The sequence below is a fragment of the Bacteroides sp. 51 genome (genome assembly GCF_010500965.1).
Taxonomy (GTDB): Bacteria; Bacteroidota; Bacteroidia; order Bacteroidales; family Bacteroidaceae; genus Bacteroides.
Genome location: NZ_QVMI01000019.1, coordinates 128,218 through 151,444 on the forward strand (window position 1 = coordinate 128,218; position 23,227 = coordinate 151,444).

The window sequence follows — 23,227 nt, forward strand, 5'->3', positions numbered from 1 at the left end:
ACGGATGCCCACTATGTTAGCATCTAGAGATTCATGATGAGATATCACTAATACTCTAAGTTTGTTTTGTTTGCAATTCTCCCCTTTCCAAGCGTGGTTAGGGGAGTTTTACATTTATATTACAATAGGATTGCCATATACCGCCGCCCCCGCAGAAGCCTTCTGGCCGTCATTTGCTTTTCTTTAAATTTTTGCATGCAAAAAAGGCGTTAATTGCATGCAAAAATTTAAAGAAAAGCAAGAACAAAAACAATAAGGGCTACCCTTGCGAGTAGCCCTATATCTATTTCTAAATAAGTTATAGATTAGAAATTAACCTGGAATCCGAATCTTAAATCAGCTCCTGACAGGTTAAGACCAAATCCGTTTTCAACATCATTGTCCATAAAGTAGTCATCTCTATATCCAAGGAAACCTACTTTGGTAATCAGACTGAATTTATCATTTAATTTGATAGCAACACCTGGTTTGATACCAATTTCGAAACCATTAGTTCTATCATCTGCAATTTTTGCAGAAGTAAAACCAACACCTCCGTCAAGGAACAAACGAACAATACCAGTTTCGCAGTAACTATAACGAGCATAAGGTGCTACAAAAACTGCATTTTTCTTAAATCCCGGTTCTTTTGCATATTTGTAACCTAGTTCAGCACCAATAGCCCATTTCTCATTAAAGTTATAACCAATTTCCGGAGCGATAGTAAATGCAGTTTGGTCAGCATCGTCTTTATCATTACGCCAAAAACCAGCAGTTCCACCTACATAAACTTGTGCATTCATAGATACAGTAGCACATACAACCAATAATAATAGAACAATCTTTTTCATTTTTGTCAACGTTTTAAATTAATAATAGTTTATTTGTTTGCGCTGCAAATGTATAGCGAATATATTTACCTGCCAAATTTTTATGTTTTACAGCATAAAGAACAATGCATTTTTAGCCTAATAACACATATCATTTTATTGTTTATTAAGGATTTAAGGATTTTCCCTAAAATTCAGGGGAAATCCCGTATTTACTCTAATCAGAAATGTCAAACTAATGCAAAGAAAAGGGGGACTCTTAAGGCTGAAAATAAAGAAAAAGCAATGTAAATCAATGAGTTAAAGCTGTTAAAATACAAAATAAATATTTCGAACAGAAACAGGTGTTTTCAGGAGTAAAATTACACCTTTTGGCATTGAGTAACAGACATATAAGGAGACACTATCTAAACAAAAAAGCGGTGAAATCAAAATAAGATCTCACCGCCTTAACTTTTGCAGTCAAACAAAACTGCTTATTTTTTATTTCACTCTATTCAATAAACTGCTCTTTTGATCCGAGTCTTTTAGTCTACCAATAAAATAAAGTGCATCTGCCTTAAGTAAATCATTAGATTTATTTTCCTCATACTCCTTTACATAATGTTCTGCATGTGAAGCTAATGAGGACCGACAATCAATATTCACCATTAAGTTACTGCCTTCCGTGGTCGATGAAGTAAAATCTGCATATGACAGTCCGGTTACGGAGTTACTTGAAGTGATGGATTTTACGTCAGCCATATTTAATCCTAATAAATTAATGGTTGATGATGGGAAATAAAAATACTGACCGCCAGGTATAGTAACCTTGATCGTAAGTTTGTTTCCTGAAACAGTTTTCTCTACCTTTCCATTTACCCTATTATAATTATACTCATAATATTCTTCGAAGCTAGGCACCCAGACAACATCTCTTCCACCTTTACCATACTTTTCATTCAAATCAAATAAGAAATCATCCCAGCCCAAATCTGTTTCATGTACCCCAATATGAATAGCCCGGCGATTCTCTGCTGCCAAGGATAGTTGACTTTCAACTTCGGCTTTAGCTTCGTATACAGACATAAACTCTCTATGTTGCAATACTTTATGCAAGTCACGTTCTACAGTAAATGGGTAGATTTCTTCAGTCTCAGCTTGTGCTGTTATTGCTTGAATCGGAGTATAGCCTTCTGCTGCCCGGATATAAGTTTTATTACCCTCGGGTTCAGCCAAAGTTTTACATCCTCTTCCTGCCAGTTTATTCAACATTATATCCTGAGCCACTCCATAATGTTTTCTCACTGAATCAACATTCTGAACTGCTTCTGTTTTCACGTCATGGAATGCTATACCAACATCATAGTTCAGCATCTCAATTAAGCTACGCCAGTTTAAATAAGTTTTCATACTAAACCGGTCATAGTTTTCAAGAGGCTGTAAAGCAATAACCGAAATGTCGTTCATTCCATTCCACTCGGCGGCAACAGTAGTAGTAAAAGAGAATCTCACTTCGTTGCCTGCTCCATCCGTACTACCAAGGGTTTCATTGTATGAATGCACATCAGACGGAAGATCATTTGCCTTAAGATGCACATAATCATAATAATACTTAGCAGAAAGTGGCCTGTTATGTATGGTAGCCCACGTATGACAGAATGCTGCATGTTTACAGTCATCCTGAGTTAGCATGATAAGAAGTTCCTTATTATATTTTAAATGTGGGATTTCAGCCTTTACTTTACTTAAATCAACGTTTCCATTTGTTTCGATCGTAATCTCTGCTACGATATTTTGTCCTTCATTCTTATATGGGTATATATAGGCTTTCGTTATATCATTCAGTTCGTCAACCCAATAGCCTTGATACATATCCTTGGTTTCACAAGAAGTATATACGATTGCGATGAGTAGCAAAGCTAGTATTTTACCAAAATATTTCCTCATGTAGTTGTCTTATTTACTAAAAATGTTGCAAAATTAAGTACGAAGATATAACAAGAATTGGTTAAATGCAAGAATGTTTTCAGTTTTTCCTATATATAATAAGGTTAAAATAAAAAAGCAGTAGAATGTTATTAAAACATTTCTACTGCTTTCTGTATCTATTTAGTATACTTTTTCTTAACCTTCGAGCATCGCCTGCGCCGCTGCCAATCTAGCAATAGGCACTCTAAAAGGAGAGCAACTGACGTAGTCAAGACCTACCTTATTGCAGAACTTCACAGATGATGGTTCACCACCATGTTCGCCACAGATACCACATTTCAGGTCAGGACGTACGGCACGGCCTTTTTCTGTGGCCATACGGATTAACTGTCCAACACCATTTTGGTCGAGTACCTGGAATGGGTCAACCTTCAAGATCTTCTTTTCAAGATAAATCGGAAGGAAGGAAGCGATATCATCACGAGAATAACCGAAGGTCATTTGTGTCAAGTCGTTTGTTCCGAATGAGAAGAACTCGGCAGCAGATGCAATACGATCGGCAGTAAGAGCAGCACGAGGAATCTCAATCATGGTTCCCACTTTAAATTCAATGCTGTCACCTGCTTCTTCAAACAACTTAGCTGCGGTAGCACGAATAATCTTCTCTTGCTCAAGGAACTCATATAGAATACCGGTAAGAGGCACCATAATTTCAGGAATAGCCGTAATACCTTTTTTCTTCAAGTTCAGAGCAGCACCCAAGATAGCACGGGTTTGCATTTCGGTAATTTCAGGATATGTATTTCCTAAACGTGCACCGCGATGACCTAACATCGGGTTTTGTTCGTGTAGCGCATCAACACGTTGACGAATCACCTTCACATCTACCCCCATAGCATCTGCCATCTCTTGCTGACCTTTATCATCATGAGGAACAAACTCATGCAAAGGAGGATCGAGCAGACGAACAGTCACCGGAAGACCAGCCATAGCTTCGAAGATACCTTCAAAGTCAGCTTTTTGGTAAGGTAATATCTTTTCCAGAGCAATACGACGACCTTCTGCATTTTCTGCCAGAATCATTTCGCGCATAGCCTTAATCTTATCTCCTTCGAAGAACATGTGTTCCGTACGGCAAAGTCCAATACCGCTGGCACCAAATTTACGGGCAACAAGTGCATCCTTTGGAGTATCAGCATTGGTACGTACTTTCATGCGGGTAAACTTATCTGCCAGTTCCATGATAGCAGTGAAATCTTCATCCAATTCAGCTTCGCTGGTAGCAATCTTACCTTCAAAGATATCGCCGGTTGAACCATTAAGAGAAATGTAATCGCCTTCTTTCAGTGTAAGTCCATCCACTTCAACTATTTTGGCAGCATAATCAATCTTCAATGTTCCGGCACCCGAAACGCAACATTTACCCATTCCGCGAGCTACTACAGCAGCGTGAGAAGTCATACCACCACGAGCAGTAAGGATACCCTCAGCAACGGCCATACCTGCAAGGTCTTCCGGAGAAGTTTCAATACGCACCATGATTACTTTCTCGCCTCTTTTTGCCCAATCGGTTGCATCATCGGCGCTAAAGACAATCTTACCGGTTGATGCACCTGGTGATGCCGCCAAACCTTTAGCGATAAGTTTCGCACTCTTTAATGCTACTTTATCAAATACAGGGTGAAGAAGTTCATCCAAACGATTAGCATCAATACGAAGAAGAGCTGTTTTCTCGTCAATCATTCCCTGACGGAACATATCCATAGCAATCTTCACCATAGCCGCACCCGTTCTCTTACCGCTACGGGTTTGCAGCATCCACAATTTACCTTCCTGTACGGTAAATTCCATATCCTGCATGTCACGGTAATGATCTTCAAGTTTGGTTTGGATCACATCAAGTTCTTTATAAATTTCGGGCATAGCTTCTTCCATAGAAGGGAAGTTTGCTGCGCGATCTGCTTCAGATACACCAGCCAGTTCGGCCCAACGTTGAGAACCCAGCTTGGTAATTTGCTGTGGAGTGCGGATACCGGCTACTACGTCTTCCCCTTGTGCATTAATCAGATATTCGCCAATGAATTGGTCTTCACCTGTTGCTGCGTCACGGCTAAAGCATACACCTGTTGCAGAAGTATCACCCATATTACCGAATACCATGGCCTGTACGTTAACTGCTGTTCCCCATTCGGCAGGAATACCTTCCATTTTACGATAAAGGATAGCGCGTTCGTTCATCCACGAATCGAATACCGAGCAAATGGCTCCCCAAAGCTGTTCGTAAGCCGATGTTGGGAAATCTTTTCCGGTCTGAGCTTTTACTGCTGCTTTAAACTTAGCAACCAACTCTTTCAAATCGTCTACCGAAAGTTCGTTATCCAGCTCAACGCCTTTTGCCTCTTTCACTTCTTCGATGATTTCCTCGAAAGGATCGATATCGTTTTTGTTGACAGGCTTCATGCCTAATACAACGTCACCATACATCTGTACGAAACGACGGTAAGAGTCCCAAGCGAAACGGGCATTTCCAGTCTTGCGGGTCATTCCTTCTACCACCTCGTCATTCAGTCCCAGGTTAAGGATGGTATCCATCATACCCGGCATAGACGCACGGGCACCTGAACGTACAGAAACTAATAATGGGTTTTCTATATCGCCAAACTTGGAGTTCATCAATGATTCTACCTGAGCTATTGCCTTTTCAACTTCACCTTTCAGTAAAGACACTACCTGCTCCTGACCGAGTTCGTAGTATTCCGAACATACATCGGTAGTGATAGTAAATCCCGGAGGTACGGGAACGCCGATCAGGTTCATTTCCGCCAGATTCGCGCCTTTTCCCCCAAGCAAATTTTTCATGTCAGCCTTGCCTTCCGCCTGGCCATTTCCAAAGGTGTAAACTCTTTTTTTGTTCATAAGTACTTGTTTAAAGTTATAATGATTAGATTATAGTGGCACAAAACTAATTATATTTTAGAAACTTAAAAAGTTTTCATGCCCTAATTTGCAATTTCGACATTACAAAATAGAATATTTTCTCAGATGCGCAGAAATCTAATAAAAATGCTTATTTTTGCAGAATAATTTATTAAACTGGTGTAAAATTGGCACGTAAGAAAAAGGAGCTTCCCTTGCTCGAAAAGGTGATGATAACAGATGTGGCTGCTGAGGGAAAAGCCATTGCGAAAGTTAACGACCTGGTTATTTTTGTTCCTTATGTGGTGCCGGGCGATGTAGTAGACCTGCAAGTTAAAAGAAAAAAGAATAAATACGCCGAAGCCGAAGCCGTGAATTTTCACGAATACGCCAGACTCCGTGCCGTTCCTTTTTGCGAGCATTATGGTGTGTGCGGCGGTTGCAAATGGCAGGTACTCCCCTATTCCGAGCAAATCAGATTCAAACAGAAACAAGTCACCGACAATCTTACCCGCATAGGGAAGATCGAACTACCGGAGATATCGCCTATCCTTGGCTCAGAGAAAATTCAATTCTATCGCAATAAACTGGAGTTTACCTTTTCTAATAAGCGCTGGCTTACATACGAAGAGGTAAAGCAGAACGTGAAGTACGATCAGATGAATGCCGTAGGTTTCCATATTCCCGGAGCATTCGATAAAGTGCTGGCTATTGAAAAGTGCTGGTTGCAGGATGATATATCCAACCGTATCCGTAATGCCGTACGCGATTATGCTTACGAAAATGATTATTCTTTCTTTGATATACGCAACCAGGTAGGTATGCTTCGCAATATGATCATCCGTACTTCCACAACCGGAGAACTGATGGTTATCCTGATTTGCAAAATAGAAGAAGAGGAAGAAATGGATCGCTTCAAACAGATTCTTCAATACATGGCCGATACATTCCCTGAGATTACATCACTGATGTATGTGGTGAATAATAAATGTAACGATACCATCGGCGATTTGGATATCCATGTATTTAAAGGTAATGATCATATATTCGAAGAGATGGAGGGGCTGCGTTTTAAGATCGGGCCTAAATCTTTTTATCAGACCAATTCCGAACAGGCATACAACCTATATAAAATAACCCGCGACTTTGCCGGGCTTACCGGAAATGAACTTGTTTACGATTTATATACCGGTACAGGTACCATAGCTAACTTTGTAGCACGCCAGGCACGCCAGGTTATCGGCATTGAATATGTTCCCGAGGCCATTGAAGATGCCAAGGTGAATGCCGAGATCAATGGAATCAATAATAGCTTGTTCTTTGCCGGAGACATGAAAGATATGCTAACCCAGGACTTTATTAATCAATACGGCAGACCTGACGTTATCATCACCGACCCGCCGCGTGCAGGTATGCATCAGGATGTAATTGATGTTATCCTGTTTGCCGAGCCTAAACGTATAGTATATGTAAGTTGCAACCCGGCAACGCAAGCCCGCGACCTGGCTTTATTAGACGAAAAGTATAAAGTTACAGCGGTACAACCTGTAGATATGTTCCCACATACACACCATGTAGAAAATGTGGTACGCCTGGAAAAAAGATAATATAAACAAAGATGACCATTAAAAAAACAAAGGAAGCAACAGCTCCTCAAAAGAAAAAAGAACGGAAAGAAAAACCGGCTCACCTGATTGCACGGGCAAAAGCTAAGTTCATGACTTATCAGGTAAAAGAACCTTGTGAGCTAATGGACTTTCTGATGAAAGCTAAAGATGGCATCAGCCGTACCACAGCCAAATCTCTTTTAAGCAAACGCCAGGTGTATGTAGACAATGTGATCACTACACAATATAACTTTCCTTTAAAACCCGGCATGAAAATACAAATCAGCAAGGATAAAGGAAAGAAAGAATTCCGCAGCAGCTTGTTGAAGATTGTTTATGAAGATGCTTATATTTTAGTAATCGAGAAACGCGGAGGGCTGCTGACTATCGGAACTGATAAGCAGAAAGAACGTACAGCTCATTCTATATTAAATGAATATGTTCAACGTTCGGGCAAACAAAACCGGGTTTATGTGGTACATCGTTTAGATAGAGACACTTCTGGCTTACTTGTTTTTGCCAAAGATGAGAAGACCAAATTTACGCTACAGGATTATTGGGAAGAAGTGGTAAAAGACCGGCGGTATATAGCTGTACTTTCCGGAGAATTGGAAAACGACAAGGGTACTGTTACTTCCTGGTTGAAAGATAATAAAATGTATATTACTTATTCCAGTATGTCTAATAACGGAGGAGACAAAGCGGTTACACATTACAAAACCATCAAACGGGCGAATGGTTATTCGCTTGTCGAACTGGAACTGGAAACGGGAAGAAAAAACCAAATACGTGTTCATATGCAGGACCTCAAGCATCCGGTACTTGGCGATGTGAAATACGGAGATGGTAATGATCCGCTAGGACGATTGGCGCTCCATGCTTTTAAGCTCTCGTTTTATCATCCAGTAACCAACGATTTAATGGAGTTCGAAACGCCTTATCCGCCAGCATTTAAGAAATTGGTATTGAAGACTTCGTAAAGGGCGGTTCGCGAACCGCCCGAAAATGGCTTCCTATGTGTTGGGCGGTTCGCGAACCGCCCCTACGGTAGCCTGTATTCTATCCTTCGGCGGGTAATATGCAGGATTTCTTTATTTTCATCAAATCCCGTTCGTTTCAGCCAGTTACCCTCGTTATCAAATTCGTCCATTTCAAAATAAACTTTATTAATCTCATCTGAATAAGAAAGAGGTTTACTTATCACTTCAACGAGCTGGTTCTCTTCATTATATTTGCAAACTCTCCAGAACGAATCGCCATTCTCATCAACACAACGGATTTCCACTAGGTTTTCCTGCTCATCAAAAACACGTATAAAATGCTGTTCCTTCTGGGTATCAGCATCAATTACATCCATAATAATCTGGTCTTTTTCATATTTCCAAAAGGCCTCTATAGTCGTACGTTCTCCCTCTTGATCAATTAGAACCATTTCCCATTTTTCACTATTCCCGTTTTGCACAACCAGTCGCTGCAACGTGCTATCCGAATATACAGTATCATTTTCATAGCTACAGTTCATTATATTATTTTCTACTTTACGACCATTCCGATCATAACGAAACTTGCTAATTTGCCTACTAATAATCGAGACTCCGACTTCCTCTCCTACTTCATCTTTCTCAACACGATAAATGCAGTTGTGCATCTCCACCAAACGGTTCAGTGTATCAAAATGAAACTCACTCGTTTGGAATGGATATGTCATTTCACCGTTCACTACATTATATACAGTATCGGTTACTTTCTTCACACTCCCATAAACTTTTCCGCAAGGTATCTCACTATGATAATAGCATTTACCTTTCCCGCAACTGGAAAAAATACATATCAGACAGATTACAAACCAAAAGAAAAGAGGAGCTTTCATTGTATTGAATATCAAGTGAATTACCGTAATTGCACAATTATCTATATGACAAAGATAAATTAAAATCACCGATTCCAAACAATTCCTATTATCTTTGTTCATGATAAAACTCGATATTAAAATGAAAAAGAACAATAAACAACGTTTTACCCCCGGTTGCTATTCCAATGAAATAGAAGATAGAATCCAGAAATTGAGAAACGCAGGAGCAAAACTCCCACCCCGCAAGGTATTACGCACTCCCGAACAGATCGAAGGAATTCGCGAGAGCGCGAAAATAAACACAGCTTTGCTGGATCATATTGCTGAGCATATCCGTGAAGGTATGTCTACCGAAGAAATTGATAAAATGGTTTTCGACTTTACCACAGCTCAGGGAGCTACCCCGGCCCCACTCAATTACAATGGATATCCTAAAAGTGTCTGCACCTCTATCAACGATGTTGTTTGTCATGGTATCCCTAGCCCTACAGAGATTCTCCATAATGGCGATATTGTGAACGTTGATGTTTCTACCATATATAAAGGTTATTTCTCTGATGCATCACGCATGTTTATGATAGGCGAAGTAAAACCGGAAATAAAGAAACTTGTAGAAGTAGCCAAAGAATGTATGGAAATAGGTATTGCAACCGCACAACCCTGGGCACGCCTGGGTGATGTCGGCGCCGCTATACAGAAACATGCCGAAGCACACGGCTATAGTGTGGTACGCGACCTTTGCGGACATGGAGTGGGTATCAAATTCCACGAAGCTCCCGATGTAGAACATTTCGGCAGACCGGGAACCAAAGAAGTGATCCTGCCCGGCATGACGTTTACTATTGAACCAATGATCAATATGGGTACCTACGAAGTATTTGTTGATGAAGCAGACGATTGGACCATATTTACAGACGACGGACTGCCTTCAGCACAATGGGAAAGCATGATCCTGATCACCGAAAACGGAAATGAAGTTCTAACATCCTAATGGAAATTGTCTTATTATCTGCCAATATTCTCCTGTTCCTTATTCTTCTGATTGTGGTATGGATCAGGACAAAGCGCTCCGACTCCAATCAACTGGAAACTGCGTTACGCCAACAAATGCTGGAAAACCGGGAGGAGCTAAACCGTAGTATACGGGAGTTACGCATGGAACTTCAGGATGCTATGCATAAAAACATGCTCACAACCGGCGAATTGCAAAAGCAAAAGTTCGAGACGATGGCGCGCCAGCAGGAGCAACTCATCAAGTCGACAGAGAAACGGCTGGACGAGATGCGGATTATGGTTGAAGAGAAGTTACAGAAAACACTGAATGAACGTATCGGACAATCTTTCGAGATCGTTCGCTCCCAACTGGAAAGTGTACAGAAAGGGCTTGGCGAAATGAAATCATTGGCTCAGGACGTAGGGGGCTTGAAAAAAGTACTGACCAATGTAAAAATGCGTGGTACCTTCGGTGAAGTACAGTTAAGTGCTTTATTGGAGCAAATGATGAGTCCCGAACAATATGTGGCTAATGTAAAGACCAAAAAGAATAGTACGGAATTCGTAGAGTATGCCATTAAACTTCCGGGCAAAGATGATATGAACAGCATTGTCTACCTACCGATTGATGCCAAATTCCCAAAAGACGTTTACGAACAGTATTATGATGCCTTTGAAGCAAGTGACACTGCACTTATCGAATCATCCGGCAAGCAATTGGAGATTACCATCAAAAAAATGGCCAAAGACATTCACGAGAAGTATGTAGACCCACCATATACAACGGATTTTGCGATCATGTTTCTTCCTTTTGAGAGCATATACGCCGAGGTTATCCGGCGAACGTCTTTAATAGAAACCTTGCAAAGAGAGTATAAGATCGTAGTTACCGGCCCTACTACCTTGGGAGCTATCCTTAACAGTCTGCAAATGGGCTTCCGCACATTGGCCATTCAAAAACGTACCGGTGAGGTTTGGAGCATTCTTGGGGCGGTAAAAACGGAGTTCAGCAAATTCGGCGGACTGCTCGAAAAGGTGCAGAAGAATCTACACCTTGCAGGTGATCAGCTAGAGGAAGTTATGGGTAAACGTACCCGCGCCATCGAACGTAGATTACGGCAAGTAGAACAACTACCCAATGAAGAAAGCAGGAAAATCCTCCCACTTGACGATGACGACGAAGGTAGCGAATCATTAGATTAAGAGTTTTGGTGTATAACTGCGTAACTCTGCGGTTAAAAATTAATTCACTAGAATATAGAAACGAAGGAAACTTTATAAAATCCCTCCTATTTCCCCAATCCCGATCTATCCACAGATCTATCGCTGGAGGTAGATGTTGCAGGCCGTGTACTTGGCCGGCTTGTTGACGGTTGACTTGTTGACGGTCCCACCCCTGGAGTTGGTCTTGTCAACCCCGATTTATCACCACTTGGTCTACCAGGTTGTTCCGGCCTGCTAGGTTGGCTTGGCCGATTTGGTCTGCTGGGTGTACTCGGATTGCTTGGCCGATGTGGTCGGTTCGGTCGGTTTGGCCTATTCGGTCGGTTAGGATAATAGCCAGGAGGAATAATCGGTCTGCCCGGTTCAGGATACCACATAGGAGGAACCACTGAAGGTACATAAGTCACATCATCATACAAAAACTCATACCCGGTCAAATAATCATTCCAGAATTCCAATGCATACACCTCATCTCTGGATGTCCTATACTCTAACACTTCCTGATATCCATTCTCCGTATTGTTCACAGCCAACACTCTATCCGGCGGTCCAACAATTGCTCTGACTTCCGCTTTGGTCATTCCCGTTGTCAGGCTGTTCAAGTCAAGGCTCTTATACATGGCACAGCCACCCGCAACCAAAGCAAGAACCAATAAATACACGATTCTTTTCATTGTTAAGTTCATTTAGGTTTCCATATATAACAAAAAAGCCGGTCAAATGTTGACCGGCTTTTTTATAAGAAGCTAGAAGTTAGAAGTTAGTAGTCAGAAGTTAGTAGTCAGGTCAGACCTAACCTAGCGGCATCGTTCCATTGGCCTAGCTACTAACTACTAGCTTCTTACTTCTGAATTACTTTTTCCAGAGTTTACTCATATCTTCCAATGTCTTGCCTTTCGTTTCAGGAACAAACTTCCACACGAACAGAGCCGACAATAAAGCAAATATGGCATAAATCAAATAAGTACCTCCGACACTCCACTCAGACAATGATGGGAATGTGCTCGATACCAAGAAGTTCGCAATCCATTGTGCAGCCACAGCAATAGCTACAGCTTTACCACGAATCGTATTAGGGAATATCTCAGAGATAAGTACCCAGCAAATAGGTCCCCAACTCATCATAAACGATGCAGTATAGATGATAATAAAGATAAGCGCTGCAAAACCGATTACATCCATAAATGAAAGAACGCTCAACGCTATCATACCTACCATCATACCGGTAGAGCCGATGATTAATAGAGGTTTACGTCCAAATTTATCGACTGTCAGGATAGCCACCACAGTAAATAAGATATTCACAACGCCCATTACCACGGTTTGAATCATAGAGATATCGCCGGTCGCCCCCATATTTTCGAATATACGAGGAGCATAATAAAGCACTACATTAATACCAACAGCTTGCTGGAAAACAGACAATAGAATACCTATAATAATTACGCCAACGCCATAAGTCAGCAGTTTTTCACTCTTTTCTTTAGCCGTAGCCTTAATGTCTTCCAGAATAGCAGTCGCTTTTGATCTTCCATTGATGCGTACCAATACATCCAAAGCTTCATTCGGATGCCCACTCAATACCAGATAACGTGGGGTTTTCGGCACAAAGAACAACAACAATCCGAATATTGCTGCGGGGAATGCTTCGCTCACAAACATACGGCGCCAGCCAATTTCCACCATCGCTTCGGCAGTAGCCAAATTATTACGAATCAGATAGTTCACAAAGTAAACCACCAACATACCAAAGATAATCGCAAACTGATTACACGAAACCAAACGGCCACGCATATGTGCAGGGGCTACTTCGGCAATATACATCGGACAAACGGCAGATGCCAGTCCCACGCCAATACCTCCAAGAATACGGTAAAGGTTGAAAGCAACCAATAAACCGGCAGATGGTTTACCATATTCAAAAAACAAAAATTCAGGATTATACGATCCTAGTGCAGATAAAAAGAACAATAAAGCCGCCAGGCGAAGAGAGTTCCTACGGCCAAGGCGAGAAGCCAATATACCAGAGATTGCACCTCCGATCACGCATCCGATCAGTGCACTTGATGCCGTGATACCATGCCAGCCCTTTGTGTATTCAAAATCAGGAGCTGAGCGAAAGAAGGCTTCAAGCCCCTGTTCAGCTCCGGAAATAACAGCCGTATCATATCCAAATAGCAATCCACCGATCACCGTTACAGCCGTTATGCAATATAGATAGAGGGTACTACCTGTATCTGTTGTATTTTTCATTCTGTGATATTTGTTAGGTAATTATAGAGTTGAAAGTTGAAAATTGAAAGTTGAAAGTTACTATGCAGATTGTGGTTGCGCAGCCCACTTTCAATTTTCAACTTTCAACTTTCAACTGAATTAAATGTACATATTCAATAACGCTTCGTACAATTCTTGCTTGCCGCTCATTTGTTTGGGTTCACCGTTTGCTTTTGCATAAGCCACAAGATCTTCAAGAGTCAGTTTGCCTTCAGCAAATTCTTTACCTTTACCAGATTCGAATGAAGCATAGCGTTCTGCAAACATTGCCTTATATGGAGAATCAGTCAGGAAAGCAGCAGCATTTTCCAACGCGCGTGCCATTACATCCATTGCAGCGATATGTGCAATGAAGATATCTTCCAGGTCAGTTGAGTTACGACGAGTCTTAGCATCGAAGTTAGTACCACCGTTACCCAAACCACCGTTACGAATAATCTGCATCATTGCCTGAACCAGTTCAAACTGATCAATTGGGAATTGGTCGGTATCCCATCCGTTTTGATAGTCACCACGGTTAGCGTCGATTGATCCTAACATATCATTGTCAACAGCTACAGCCAGTTCATGCTCGAATGTATGACCAGCCAATGTCGCATGGTTCACTTCAATATTCACCTTGAAATCTTTATCCAGGCCATGAGCTTTCAGGAAGCCGATCACCGTTTCGGTATCTACATCATACTGATGTTTTGTTGGTTCCATTGGTTTAGGCTCAATCAGGAATGTACCCTTAAATCCACGTGCACGTGCATAATCACGAGCCGCTTTCAGCATCTGAGCCAGATTATTTTTCTCAAGTTTCTGGTCTGTATTCAACAATGACATGTAACCTTCACGTCCTCCCCAGAACACATAGTTTGAACCACCCAGTTCGATGGTTGCGTCAATCGCATTCTTAATTTGCACAGCAGCACGAGCCACTACATCAAAATTTGGATTTGTTGCCGCACCATTCATATAACGCTCATGACCAAATACGTTAGCAGTACCCCATAGCAATTTGATTCCGGTTTCCGCTTGTTTTTGTTTTGCATAAGCTACGATTTCTTTCAGATCAGCTTCGTATTGTTCAATCGTATCCGCTTCGTCTACCAAGTCCACATCGTGGAAGCAATAGTATTCGATACCGATTTTTTGCATAAACTCAAAACCTGCATCCATTTTATCTTTAGCAGCCTGAATTCTATCTGAGCTGGCTTTCCATGGGAAAGTCTTGGTACCACCACCAAATGGATCTCCTCCTTCAGCGCAAAGTGTGTGCCACCATGCCATAGAGAATCTCAACCAATCTTTCATTTTCTTTCCCAGAACCTCTTTTTCAGGATCATAATAGCGGAAAGCCATTGGATTTTTACTTTCTTTTCCTTCAAATTTAATTTTTCCTACTCCGGGAAAATACTCTTTTATTGCCATAATGTTTAATGTGATTTATGTGAATAAGCAAAGTGCTTACTCACTGGGTTATACTATTAGAATTAATTATTTACTCACCCGCAAGGAAACCTGGCTGCGGCACCTTGCCGCCCATTGATTTTTCTAAACGATTCTTCCATTTTGCATAAGCATCGGCATAAGCCTGTGCAGCATTGGGTTCAATAACATCCAGTTTTTCGAGTGTGGCGAATGCTTCATTATTATCTTTATAGATTCCTGCACCGATTCCCGCACCCTTCGCTGCTCCCACGGAACCATCTGTATTATACAACTCAATCACTGCCCCCGTTACTCCTGCCAACGTATCGCGGAAGATCGGGCTCAGGAACATATTTGCATGTCCCGCATGAATCTTCTTCACCGGAATACCCATTTGTTCCATAATATCAATACCATATTTAAACGAGAACACAATACCCTCCTGTGCCGCCCGAATAATATGATGCTTGCCATGCGTGTTAAAGTCAACACCGCGGATGCTACAGCCAATCTCTTTATTATTCAGCATACGTTCCGCACCATTTCCAAATGGCAGGATACTGATACCCGAACTTCCGATCGGAGCTTTTGATGCCAATACATTCATTTCATTATATGAGATACCCTCAGGAGCAATATTCTTCTTTACCCATGAATTCAGAATGCCCGTACCATTAATACAGAGTAGCACACCCAAACGCGTTTGTTCGGAACTGTGATTCACATGAGCGAAAGTATTAACACGCGATTGCGGATCATAATTCACCGCTCCGTTCACGCCGTAAACCACCCCCGATGTGCCCGCAGTAGAAGCAATCTCACCCGGATTAAATACATTCAGTGAAAGTGCATTGTTTGGCTGGTCGCCTGCCCGATAAGTAATTGGAGTTCCTTCTTTCAGTCCCAGTTCCCCGGCTGCCGCCGCGTTTACACGTCCTTGTTCCGAGAAAGTAGGTTTGATATCTGCAATCAGTGAATGGTCAAAGCCATAATACTTCATTAAGAAATCAGCCACCTGGTTTTTCTTGAAATCCCAGAATATACCTTCCGAAAGCCCTGAAACTGTAGTGCAAATCTCTCCACTCAATTTCATGGCAATATAATCACCCGGAAGCATAATTTTATAAATCTTCTCGTAGATAGCCGGTTCATTTTCTTTGATCCATGCTAATTTAGAAGCCGTAAAGTTACCCGGAGAGTTCAGTAAATGAGACAGACACATCTCCTCGCCCAACACTTCAAACGCTTTTTGCCCATAAGGTACTGCACGTGAGTCGCACCAGATGATAGCCGGACGAAGCACATTCTGATCTTTATCCACACACACCAGTCCATGCATCTGATAAGAAATCCCAATTGCTTTGATCTCCGCAGCACTAACTCCCGATTCTTCCAATACAGCCTTTGTAGAGCATTTCAGATACTCCCACCAGCTTTCCGGGTCTTGTTCTGCCCATCCAGGCTGAACAGCTGTAATATTAGCCTCCGTCTTTGGAAAGAAAGCAGAAGCAACACTTTTGCCGGTTTCGGCATTCACCAAGCTCGCTTTTACCGACGAGCTACCTATATCATATCCAAGTAAAAACATATTTGAGTTTTGAGTTATGAGTTATAAGTTATGAGTTATAAGTTATGAGTTTTGAGTTCACTTAGTAATTTCAATCGTAAATTGTAAATCGTCTAATCGTAAATCTCTTCATTTTCTGAGTTTATTATAAGTCTTTCTATCAAATTTGTAATATCGGGCTGCGCGATGTGGAACACCTTTCTGACGTTCTTCCAGAGGAACGACGTATTCCATTGCAGCTATTTTTTTATGGAAGTTGCGTACATCGAATTGCTTGTCGTATACCAACTCGAACAGCACGCGCAATTGTGATGCTGTAAATTTACGGGGCAGCAGTTCAAACAACATAGAAGGGTTAAACTCCACAAACTGGCGGATATACACCAATGCTTCCTTTATAATAAGGTTATGGTCGAATGCCAACGTTTTCACATCTTTAATAGGTACCCAGCAAGCCTGATACTCATCCAATAGCGATTGGCTTAATGCCCTGTCGATTTTTACCATAGATACGTATGCAATAGTTACAATACGTTCTACCCTCGATTCCATGGCCCGTTCCAACCAGCGCACATCCTTCGGATTGCTTGTTCGGTTCTTAGACCCAAAAGCCTTAAACTGCATCAGATTAATATTCTTAACTCCTGTGAGTTCTTTCAGTACACGTTGTGCCGCATCGTCCAGGTCCTCGTCCATATATATAAGACTACCCGGAAGTTTCATATCATGAAAAATTTCTCCATGATCCTCACCTACCCGCTTAATCAGTAAAACTTTCAGTTCCTCTCCATCAAAACCAAACACCACACAGTCTACTGAAATATGGTTGTTTGCCAACGGCGTTTTATTCGATATGTTTTGCATATATTCGATTATTAGCGCATCTTATACCCTGCAAATATAAGGAGAGTTTTCAGAAAACCAAGACTTAAAAACATGATTTAAAACATAACATAAACTACTATTTATCAGCAATATACATATCATACAATTTACAATATGAAACCTTATTGTTATCTTAGAAAGTACAATATGTTATTCACCACAATCCGCCGATCAACTAATTGTAGTGCATACAGTAAGCCAGAAAGCCATTTCTCATGAGTACACAGACATACAATTATCGTCTATATTACAGGCCACTTATTGTACGAAACACGATATATAAGAAACTAGGGGACAGATGCCTTTTTCTACTTTTTTTTATTCTATTTTGCCTGGAATTATATTTTTTTATATATTTGTTTTGTGACAAAACAGAGTTCTAACCTATAACCAATTAATTATGAAGAGGTATCCTATTGTATTTTCTATCTCCGGAACCGACACCATCGGGGGTGCGGGTTCTCAAGCCGACATCAAAACTATTTCGGCATTAGGTGTTTATGCTGCATCGGCAGTAACAGCAATCACAGTACGTAACACAACGGGGCTAAAAGCCATCTTCCGTGTTCCACAAGAGTCTATCAAAGAGCAAATTGAAGCTGTTATGGAAGACATCATCCCCGACATTGTCAAACTCGGCCTTCTGAATGATGTTGAAACCATCCGGACCGTAGCCGACTGTGTTCGGAAATACCATCCGCAGTATGTAGTTTACGACCCTATTATCCTTGCACCGGATGGGGAAAGATTCATGACCGACGAGGTCAATAAAGCCATCGAAAAAGAGCTCATTCCCTTCGTCAATCTAGTTGTACTCAATCGTCGGGAAGCTGAGTTACTAACCGGTATACCGATAAACAACATAGCCAATATAAGGCATGCGGCAGAAGTATTTACACAAAAGTACAACATATCTGTACTTATTAAAGGAGGCAACCTTCAGGAAAACAACATCTATGACATACTCCGAACCCCTGCTGATGAAGAATGGATATACAGTGACAGTATAGTTGAGTCACGCAACAGGCATGGAGCTGGTTGTACATTCTCTGCCGCCATATCTTCATACCTCGCCTTAGGAAGCAATCTGAACGAGGCAGTCAGTCAAGCGCGCGATTTCGTACGCGATGCCATAATTCATGGAAAAGATGTATTTCTGGGCAGTGGTGAGGGACCCGTATGCCATAATTTTGCCCCTACGCCAATGACCTATCTCTGCCATGAGACACAAAAAGCCAAAGCCAGCCGCATCCCATTTGAATTATAATGCTTACATTTGCGCCGCGATTTTAATTCATAATTAATAATTCATAATTCATAATTAGAATGAAAGCATTTGTATTCCCAGGTCAAGGCGCACAGTTTGTGGGTATGGGTAAAGACCTCTATGAAAGTTCTACGTTAGCTAAAGAACTATTTGAAAAAGCAAACGATATTCTTGGATATCGCATTACAGATATTATGTTTGAAGGAACCGACGAAGATTTACGTCAAACCAAAGTTACTCAACCTGCTGTGTTTTTACATTCTGTAATTTCAGCTCTTTGCATGGGCGATGAATTCAAACCCGAGATGACTGCCGGTCATTCATTGGGCGAGTTCTCGGCTTTGGTGGCTGCCGGCGCTCTTTCTTTCGAAGACGGACTGAAACTGGTTTATGCGCGTGCAATGGCTATGCAGAAAGCATGTGAGTTGGAGCCATCTACTATGGCTGCCATCATCGGTTTGCCCGACGAAAAGGTAGAGGAGATCTGCGCAAGCATCACAGATGAAGTTTGTGTTCCTGCCAACTATAACTGTCCGGGACAGATCGTAATTTCCGGTAGTATCAAAGGTATTGAAAAAGGATGCGAACTGATGAAAGAGGCTGGTGCAAAACGCGCGCTTCCATTAAAAGTAGGTGGTGCATTCCACTCTCCATTGATGGAGCCTGCTAAAGTTGAACTGGAAGCAGCGATTACTGCTACCACGATCAATACTCCCAAATGCCCGGTTTACCAGAATGTAGACGCATTGCCTCATACTGATCCTGTAGAGATCAAAAAGAATCTGGTTGCACAACTTACTGCTTCCGTGCGTTGGACACAGACGGTGAAGAACATGGTTGCAGATGGTGCTACTGATTTCACCGAATGCGGACCAGGTGCCGTTCTTCAAGGCTTGATCAAAAAGATCGAACCGGGTGTAACTGCTCACGGGCGGTAAAATATCGCTTCTAAGTGCGGCAAGCCGCAATAATAATAAAAAGAGTTGTCTTGGAAGATTTCCCGGACAGCTCTTTTTGCATTTATATATTTAACGATGGTTACTTATATCGAACCGAATTCACGTTATTTATGAATAAAATCAATGTTTTGAACTAATTGATTGGATATTTTACAAATTATTGTAAGTTTGTATTTAGAAAGAATGATGAAATCCCATTAATGAAATGAAACGAAAAGCTACATTAGGTTTTCTTATTCGTTCAGGTTTGATCCTGCTTCTGTTCTTGAGTCCCCGGTTGTTATCTGCGCAAGAAGACGGCACACATGTTGTTGGCGATAGCTTACAGGTAAAACCGACAGGCATATTGTTGCCTTCTCCCATTGAATTCCAACCTTTAGAGTCGTCGCTACTTGATTTATTATCTCCCAGAGATTTTTTGCTTGAAAAACCAGAGGAATATCTTTTCCGCCAGCCAACTATTTCCAAGCCTTTCTACAATTTTGTATTAAAAGAAACACTCCGGGTGCCTTATCAAATCAACCCTTCATTGCTTTTCAAAGGCGATTATAAGACGGGAGGGGTATTAAAGCAATGGAATAACGGGGTTTTATTTGCTTCAGGCGGACAAACAAGCGTGCCGGGGATAGGTCGCTTCAACGATGCTTCGCTGGGCTATCAACATGCTCTCAATGACCGTTTCTCATTTCAAGTAGGCATAGACGCCATGAAGATAAACATGATCTTGGCTAAGGGACAGGTATTTACAACTTCGGGTAGCCTGATGTATCGTGCTTCCGATCGTATTGGTTTTAAAGTATTCGGGTCGTACGATATGGGAAACTCTTTTGGTATGAGTACCGATCGCTATGGCGCCACTATGACGATAGAGATGACCGACCGCTTTGGAATGGAAATGGGCGTACAACGTTACTACAACTCCTTACGAGGATGGGAAACAGTGCCAATTGTAATACCCTCTTACAAATTCAATGAAAAGTTCAAGTTGGGATTGGATGTAGGTGGGATAGTTTATGAAATCCTGAATAGTACTATTTTTCAGCAAAACCGAGACAGTGGCCCAACTATTGCCCCGCCCCGTATGCATCGGCCTTAAGAATGTTTTGAGATAATTAATAAAGTTTGTTAGTTAAATTCGATTGTTATGAAAAGAAAAGATAGAAAAAGAGGCCATCCATCCGGATAGCCTCATTCCTTCCTAATTAAAGCTTTTCTTTTCGCCGCTTACACGAACGTCTGTGCTCCGGCTGTTCCTGCCAATACTCCTGCTATGGCAATCAGAACCTTAATTACCACATCCCAAAATTTAGATTTAATCATAATAATTCTGTTTTTGTTAATCATTCATTGCGGCTTACCGCCATTGGTTGGGGCCTTGCCCCTAGAATCCCGGATCGATAACATCGCCGCCATCTCCTGAGCCGTCATCGCCATCGGCTACCATGTTGGCACTTCTGCCTTCCCAGCGTTCGTACTCTACACCATTGAACATGGCGCGGGTAGTTCCGCCCGAATTACGGGTGGCCGACGGGGTGAACTTAATGCGGAGGTGGTTGATCTGATTGGGATTCACTTCTTCCGAAGCATCCACACCATTACCGTTCGCTTTCGCAATGACGGTGAATGTGCCCAGCCCATCCAGCTTTACCGTCCGGCTGTTCAGTAAAAGATCCGACATTACTGCAACCAGGTTCCGGATCACGTTGTGGACATCTCCTGCGGTCAAAGATGATTTATCGGCGATCATCTCCCCCACCTTTTGGGTATCCACTACCTTACGGAATTTCACCAGTCGCGGGTGCCATTTCTTCTTCCCGTCTTTTGATGGCAAACTGCTCTGTAATGCTTTATACAATAAAGGCATAATTTAAGTCGTTTAGGTTAATACTCGGTAGCCGGCATTTTTGCCAGACTACCATTCTCTCTCTCTTCGTTTCACTAGCTAATGAATTGATAATGCAAAGGTAAAGCATCAAAAATACGGCAAGGTCGCTAAAAGTCGATACGAGTCAATGAAGGTACATTAAGGCTCTCCCAAATACTTCACGATTAATTGTACATGCGCAGTTGTCAGCATGCTTAATCGTTCGGTATATCCATGCGCTGTCAATTCATGTAACAGTTCTTCATTAATCCTGATCCATTTATTCAATCTCCGGCGGGCGATATACGGTTTCAGAGCAGGCGCATATAACACAGCCAGTTCCGTTTTCGACATCGCCCCATAATACAATGTTTCTTCCATTATATCGCGACTTATAATTTACGCAACCGTGCAATAATAAACCTTCCCGGTAGCTGAATCACGTTTCCTTTCGGCCAGTTACTATGCGAAATGATACTCCACACCGGGTGTCCTATCCGCCCGTAATTGCTTAGTTTCAATATGGCATCCAGTTCTTTCTCCTCCCTTACCCGTATTTCTGCCAACCGATACAGTAACCCACCGTAATTATGCGTACGTTTGTTCAGGCAATACTCTGGTATCCATCTTCCGTCAACCAAAATCTCTCCCGGCTTCCCTCCTTCCTTCACTTCACTTTCAATTTCCTTTTCTTTCTCTTTTCTTTGTAGCATTTCCGGTTCAGAAACTGGTATTTCTCCTTCCTGAATCTCTATTTCAGGAGAATTAATACCATCTGAACTGTCATTTGCGGAACATTTTTCTACCAAAGCATATACTTGCTCTATGACTACCTGTTTACGTTTTTGCGTACATACAAGATATTGTTCCTGTATAGACTTTGATGTTAATATTCCATGCTTTTTAAACTTCTCATCGTCGAAGAATTCCGCCCGTATTGCATCAGCCACGATGGCATGCATCTTATCCATGTCCGTATCTGCCATCTCGCTGAGGTCAAAACATATATCTTCATTCCACAATAGGTAATATCCCTGTTCGCGATAGATTACCGACAATAAGGCCATTAACGCCGTTACCGCCATAGGCCCATGCTTACGCATAATTCTTCGTACTTTCCTACTCGACAGGAAATTCACATCGAAGGGGAAGTAATCCAGTCCTGTTTTTAATGCCCTAGCCATCTTGCATTTACGATTTACTGATTTACGATTTTTATAAGTCCTGTAATCTGAAAAGTCCGCCATTCCTTTACGTCTACATCGTAATATGCCAGAAACCGGCTATTCCGATTAGCGCTATACGGTTTTCCAAATGCTTGTTGGTACGACCGAAGTGTACCATTTACGCTTCGTTCATTATTATCTTGCCCCATAAAAGTGAATCGCACCACATCCACAAGCATCTTCTTTTCCAATTCTTCTACCAACGCAGCCGTGTCCATCCACATACATAACGCTCTCCCTGTTATACGTTGCATCAATATAGCCCGTTGCATTACATTTCTGCCAAAGTCTTCATCTTTTTCTACTTCTTTCATCATTTGTTTTCTACTGTTTTAGTTTGTTTGTAATTGGTTATTGTTTTTGAAATTTCAGGAAACAAAATTATGAACAATATTTCTAACAAGTGATCTCTTATATTGCAGTATAAATATTCATTTAAAGCAAATGATATAATTAT

At 41.6% G+C, this 23,227-nt stretch carries 21 protein-coding genes; 7 read left to right on the forward strand and 14 right to left on the reverse strand.

What is annotated here, in order from left to right:
* Positions 1–305 precede the first annotated feature (305 nt).
* The 3 genes from D0T87_RS15090 to ppdK form a co-directional block, all read right to left on the reverse strand.
* Positions 306–830, reverse strand: a complete 525-nt coding sequence (locus D0T87_RS15090; protein WP_163175972.1) for an outer membrane beta-barrel protein — start codon at positions 828–830, stop codon at positions 306–308.
* Positions 831–1,292: 462 nt separating this feature from the next.
* On the reverse strand, positions 1,293–2,738 hold the full coding sequence (locus D0T87_RS15095) for a hypothetical protein (protein WP_163175973.1): 1,446 nt from the start codon (positions 2,736–2,738) through the stop codon (positions 1,293–1,295).
* 177 nt (positions 2,739–2,915) lie between these two features.
* A complete protein-coding gene (ppdK, locus tag D0T87_RS15100) occupies positions 2,916–5,636 on the reverse strand; it encodes a pyruvate, phosphate dikinase (RefSeq protein WP_163175974.1) in 2,721 nt (906 codons plus the stop codon).
* A gap of 188 nt (positions 5,637–5,824) precedes the next feature.
* Between ppdK and rlmD the strand changes: the two genes are divergently transcribed.
* On the forward strand, positions 5,825–7,243 hold the full coding sequence (gene rlmD / locus D0T87_RS15105) for a 23S rRNA (uracil(1939)-C(5))-methyltransferase RlmD (protein WP_163175975.1): 1,419 nt from the start codon (positions 5,825–5,827) through the stop codon (positions 7,241–7,243).
* An 11-nt stretch (positions 7,244–7,254) separates the two neighbouring features.
* Positions 7,255–8,223 carry an RluA family pseudouridine synthase gene (locus D0T87_RS15110; protein WP_163175976.1) on the forward strand — a complete coding sequence of 323 codons (969 nt, stop codon included), beginning with the start codon at positions 7,255–7,257 and terminating at the stop codon, positions 8,221–8,223.
* Between the two features lie 62 nt (positions 8,224–8,285).
* Here the strand turns inward: D0T87_RS15110 and D0T87_RS15115 are convergent, their stop codons facing one another.
* Positions 8,286–8,996 carry a hypothetical protein gene (locus D0T87_RS15115; protein ID WP_163175977.1) on the reverse strand — a complete coding sequence of 237 codons (711 nt, stop codon included), beginning with the start codon at positions 8,994–8,996 and terminating at the stop codon, positions 8,286–8,288.
* 238 nt (positions 8,997–9,234) lie between these two features.
* Here D0T87_RS15115 and map point away from each other — a divergent pair, with 238 nt between their 5' ends.
* Positions 9,235–10,086, forward strand: a complete 852-nt coding sequence (gene map, locus D0T87_RS15120; RefSeq protein WP_163175978.1) for a type I methionyl aminopeptidase — start codon at positions 9,235–9,237, stop codon at positions 10,084–10,086.
* Complete coding sequence (locus tag D0T87_RS15125; RefSeq protein ID WP_163175979.1) at positions 10,086–11,291, forward strand: DNA recombination protein RmuC; 1,206 nt, start codon at positions 10,086–10,088, stop codon at positions 11,289–11,291. Before map ends, D0T87_RS15125 begins: the two co-directional genes overlap by 1 nt.
* 86 nt (positions 11,292–11,377) lie before the next feature.
* Here D0T87_RS15125 and D0T87_RS15130 read toward each other — a convergent pair whose 3' ends face one another.
* The 5 genes from D0T87_RS15130 to D0T87_RS15150 form a co-directional block, all read right to left on the reverse strand.
* Positions 11,378–11,986, reverse strand: a complete 609-nt coding sequence (locus D0T87_RS15130; RefSeq protein WP_163175980.1) for a hypothetical protein — start codon at positions 11,984–11,986, stop codon at positions 11,378–11,380.
* Between the two features lie 178 nt (positions 11,987–12,164).
* Positions 12,165–13,565: a D-xylose transporter XylE gene (xylE, locus tag D0T87_RS15135; RefSeq protein WP_163175981.1), complete on the reverse strand. Its 1,401-nt coding sequence runs from the start codon at positions 13,563–13,565 to the stop codon at positions 12,165–12,167.
* Between the two features lie 120 nt (positions 13,566–13,685).
* Positions 13,686–15,002, reverse strand: a complete 1,317-nt coding sequence (gene xylA / locus D0T87_RS15140; protein WP_163175982.1) for a xylose isomerase — start codon at positions 15,000–15,002, stop codon at positions 13,686–13,688.
* A 70-nt stretch (positions 15,003–15,072) separates the two neighbouring features.
* A complete protein-coding gene (locus D0T87_RS15145) occupies positions 15,073–16,590 on the reverse strand; it encodes a xylulokinase (RefSeq protein ID WP_163175983.1) in 1,518 nt (505 codons plus the stop codon).
* Positions 16,591–16,698: 108 nt separating this feature from the next.
* Complete coding sequence (locus tag D0T87_RS15150) at positions 16,699–17,433, reverse strand: NUDIX domain-containing protein (RefSeq protein ID WP_163175984.1); 735 nt, start codon at positions 17,431–17,433, stop codon at positions 16,699–16,701.
* Positions 17,434–17,854: 421 nt separating this feature from the next.
* Here D0T87_RS15150 and thiD point away from each other — a divergent pair, with 421 nt between their 5' ends.
* The 3 genes from thiD (at position 17,855) to D0T87_RS15165 (ending at position 20,776) form a co-directional block, all read left to right on the forward strand.
* Positions 17,855–18,721 (forward strand): bifunctional hydroxymethylpyrimidine kinase/phosphomethylpyrimidine kinase, encoded by an 867-nt coding sequence (gene thiD / locus D0T87_RS15155; protein WP_163175985.1) that lies wholly within the window; start codon positions 17,855–17,857, stop codon positions 18,719–18,721.
* Between the two features lie 59 nt (positions 18,722–18,780).
* A complete protein-coding gene (fabD, locus tag D0T87_RS15160) occupies positions 18,781–19,659 on the forward strand; it encodes an ACP S-malonyltransferase (protein ID WP_163175986.1) in 879 nt (292 codons plus the stop codon).
* Between the two features lie 226 nt (positions 19,660–19,885).
* A complete protein-coding gene (locus D0T87_RS15165) occupies positions 19,886–20,776 on the forward strand; it encodes a hypothetical protein (RefSeq protein ID WP_163175987.1) in 891 nt (296 codons plus the stop codon).
* A 128-nt stretch (positions 20,777–20,904) separates the two neighbouring features.
* Here D0T87_RS15165 and D0T87_RS24640 read toward each other — a convergent pair whose 3' ends face one another.
* The 5 genes from D0T87_RS24640 to D0T87_RS15185 all read right to left on the reverse strand — a co-directional run bounded on the left by D0T87_RS24640 (position 20,905) and on the right by D0T87_RS15185 (position 23,087).
* Positions 20,905–21,000 (reverse strand): DUF6486 family protein, encoded by a 96-nt coding sequence (locus tag D0T87_RS24640; protein ID WP_239063688.1) that lies wholly within the window; start codon positions 20,998–21,000, stop codon positions 20,905–20,907.
* Positions 21,001–21,061: 61 nt separating this feature from the next.
* Positions 21,062–21,544, reverse strand: coding sequence for an HU family DNA-binding protein (locus tag D0T87_RS15170; RefSeq protein WP_163175988.1), 483 nt, complete (start codon positions 21,542–21,544; stop codon positions 21,062–21,064).
* Positions 21,545–21,703: 159 nt separating this feature from the next.
* On the reverse strand, positions 21,704–21,925 hold the full coding sequence (locus D0T87_RS15175; RefSeq protein WP_239063690.1) for a DUF4248 domain-containing protein: 222 nt from the start codon (positions 21,923–21,925) through the stop codon (positions 21,704–21,706).
* Positions 21,926–21,936: 11 nt separating this feature from the next.
* A complete protein-coding gene (locus D0T87_RS15180; protein WP_163175989.1) occupies positions 21,937–22,728 on the reverse strand; it encodes a DUF4373 domain-containing protein in 792 nt (263 codons plus the stop codon).
* A gap of 14 nt (positions 22,729–22,742) precedes the next feature.
* On the reverse strand, positions 22,743–23,087 hold the full coding sequence (locus D0T87_RS15185; protein WP_163175990.1) for an SH3 beta-barrel fold-containing protein: 345 nt from the start codon (positions 23,085–23,087) through the stop codon (positions 22,743–22,745).
* Positions 23,088–23,227 lie beyond the last annotated feature (140 nt).

Bases quoted from the DNA above. Each gene is read 5' to 3' on its own strand.
- D0T87_RS15150 (WP_163175984.1), bottom strand. From the start codon at position 17,433: ATGCAAAACATATCGAATAAAACGCCGTTGGCAAACAACCATATTTCA.
- thiD (WP_163175985.1), top strand. From the start codon at position 17,855: ATGAAGAGGTATCCTATTGTATTTTCTATCTCCGGAACCGACACCATC.
- D0T87_RS15185 (WP_163175990.1), bottom strand. From the start codon at position 23,087: ATGATGAAAGAAGTAGAAAAAGATGAAGACTTTGGCAGAAATGTAATG.
- D0T87_RS24640 (WP_239063688.1), bottom strand. From the start codon at position 21,000: ATGATTAAATCTAAATTTTGGGATGTGGTAATTAAGGTTCTGATTGCC.
- xylE (WP_163175981.1), bottom strand. From the start codon at position 13,565: ATGAAAAATACAACAGATACAGGTAGTACCCTCTATCTATATTGCATA.
- fabD (WP_163175986.1), top strand. From the start codon at position 18,781: ATGAAAGCATTTGTATTCCCAGGTCAAGGCGCACAGTTTGTGGGTATG.
- D0T87_RS15110 (WP_163175976.1), top strand. From the start codon at position 7,255: ATGACCATTAAAAAAACAAAGGAAGCAACAGCTCCTCAAAAGAAAAAA.
- D0T87_RS15175 (WP_239063690.1), bottom strand. From the start codon at position 21,925: ATGGAAGAAACATTGTATTATGGGGCGATGTCGAAAACGGAACTGGCT.
- D0T87_RS15180 (WP_163175989.1), bottom strand. From the start codon at position 22,728: ATGGCTAGGGCATTAAAAACAGGACTGGATTACTTCCCCTTCGATGTG.
- D0T87_RS15125 (WP_163175979.1), top strand. From the start codon at position 10,086: ATGGAAATTGTCTTATTATCTGCCAATATTCTCCTGTTCCTTATTCTT.
- map (WP_163175978.1), top strand. From the start codon at position 9,235: ATGAAAAAGAACAATAAACAACGTTTTACCCCCGGTTGCTATTCCAAT.
- D0T87_RS15145 (WP_163175983.1), bottom strand. From the start codon at position 16,590: ATGTTTTTACTTGGATATGATATAGGTAGCTCGTCGGTAAAAGCGAGC.
- D0T87_RS15170 (WP_163175988.1), bottom strand. From the start codon at position 21,544: ATGCCTTTATTGTATAAAGCATTACAGAGCAGTTTGCCATCAAAAGAC.
- D0T87_RS15090 (WP_163175972.1), bottom strand. From the start codon at position 830: ATGAAAAAGATTGTTCTATTATTATTGGTTGTATGTGCTACTGTATCT.
- D0T87_RS15095 (WP_163175973.1), bottom strand. From the start codon at position 2,738: ATGAGGAAATATTTTGGTAAAATACTAGCTTTGCTACTCATCGCAATC.
- ppdK (WP_163175974.1), bottom strand. From the start codon at position 5,636: ATGAACAAAAAAAGAGTTTACACCTTTGGAAATGGCCAGGCGGAAGGC.
- xylA (WP_163175982.1), bottom strand. From the start codon at position 15,002: ATGGCAATAAAAGAGTATTTTCCCGGAGTAGGAAAAATTAAATTTGAA.
- D0T87_RS15165 (WP_163175987.1), top strand. From the start codon at position 19,886: ATGAAACGAAAAGCTACATTAGGTTTTCTTATTCGTTCAGGTTTGATC.
- D0T87_RS15130 (WP_163175980.1), bottom strand. From the start codon at position 11,986: ATGAAAAGAATCGTGTATTTATTGGTTCTTGCTTTGGTTGCGGGTGGC.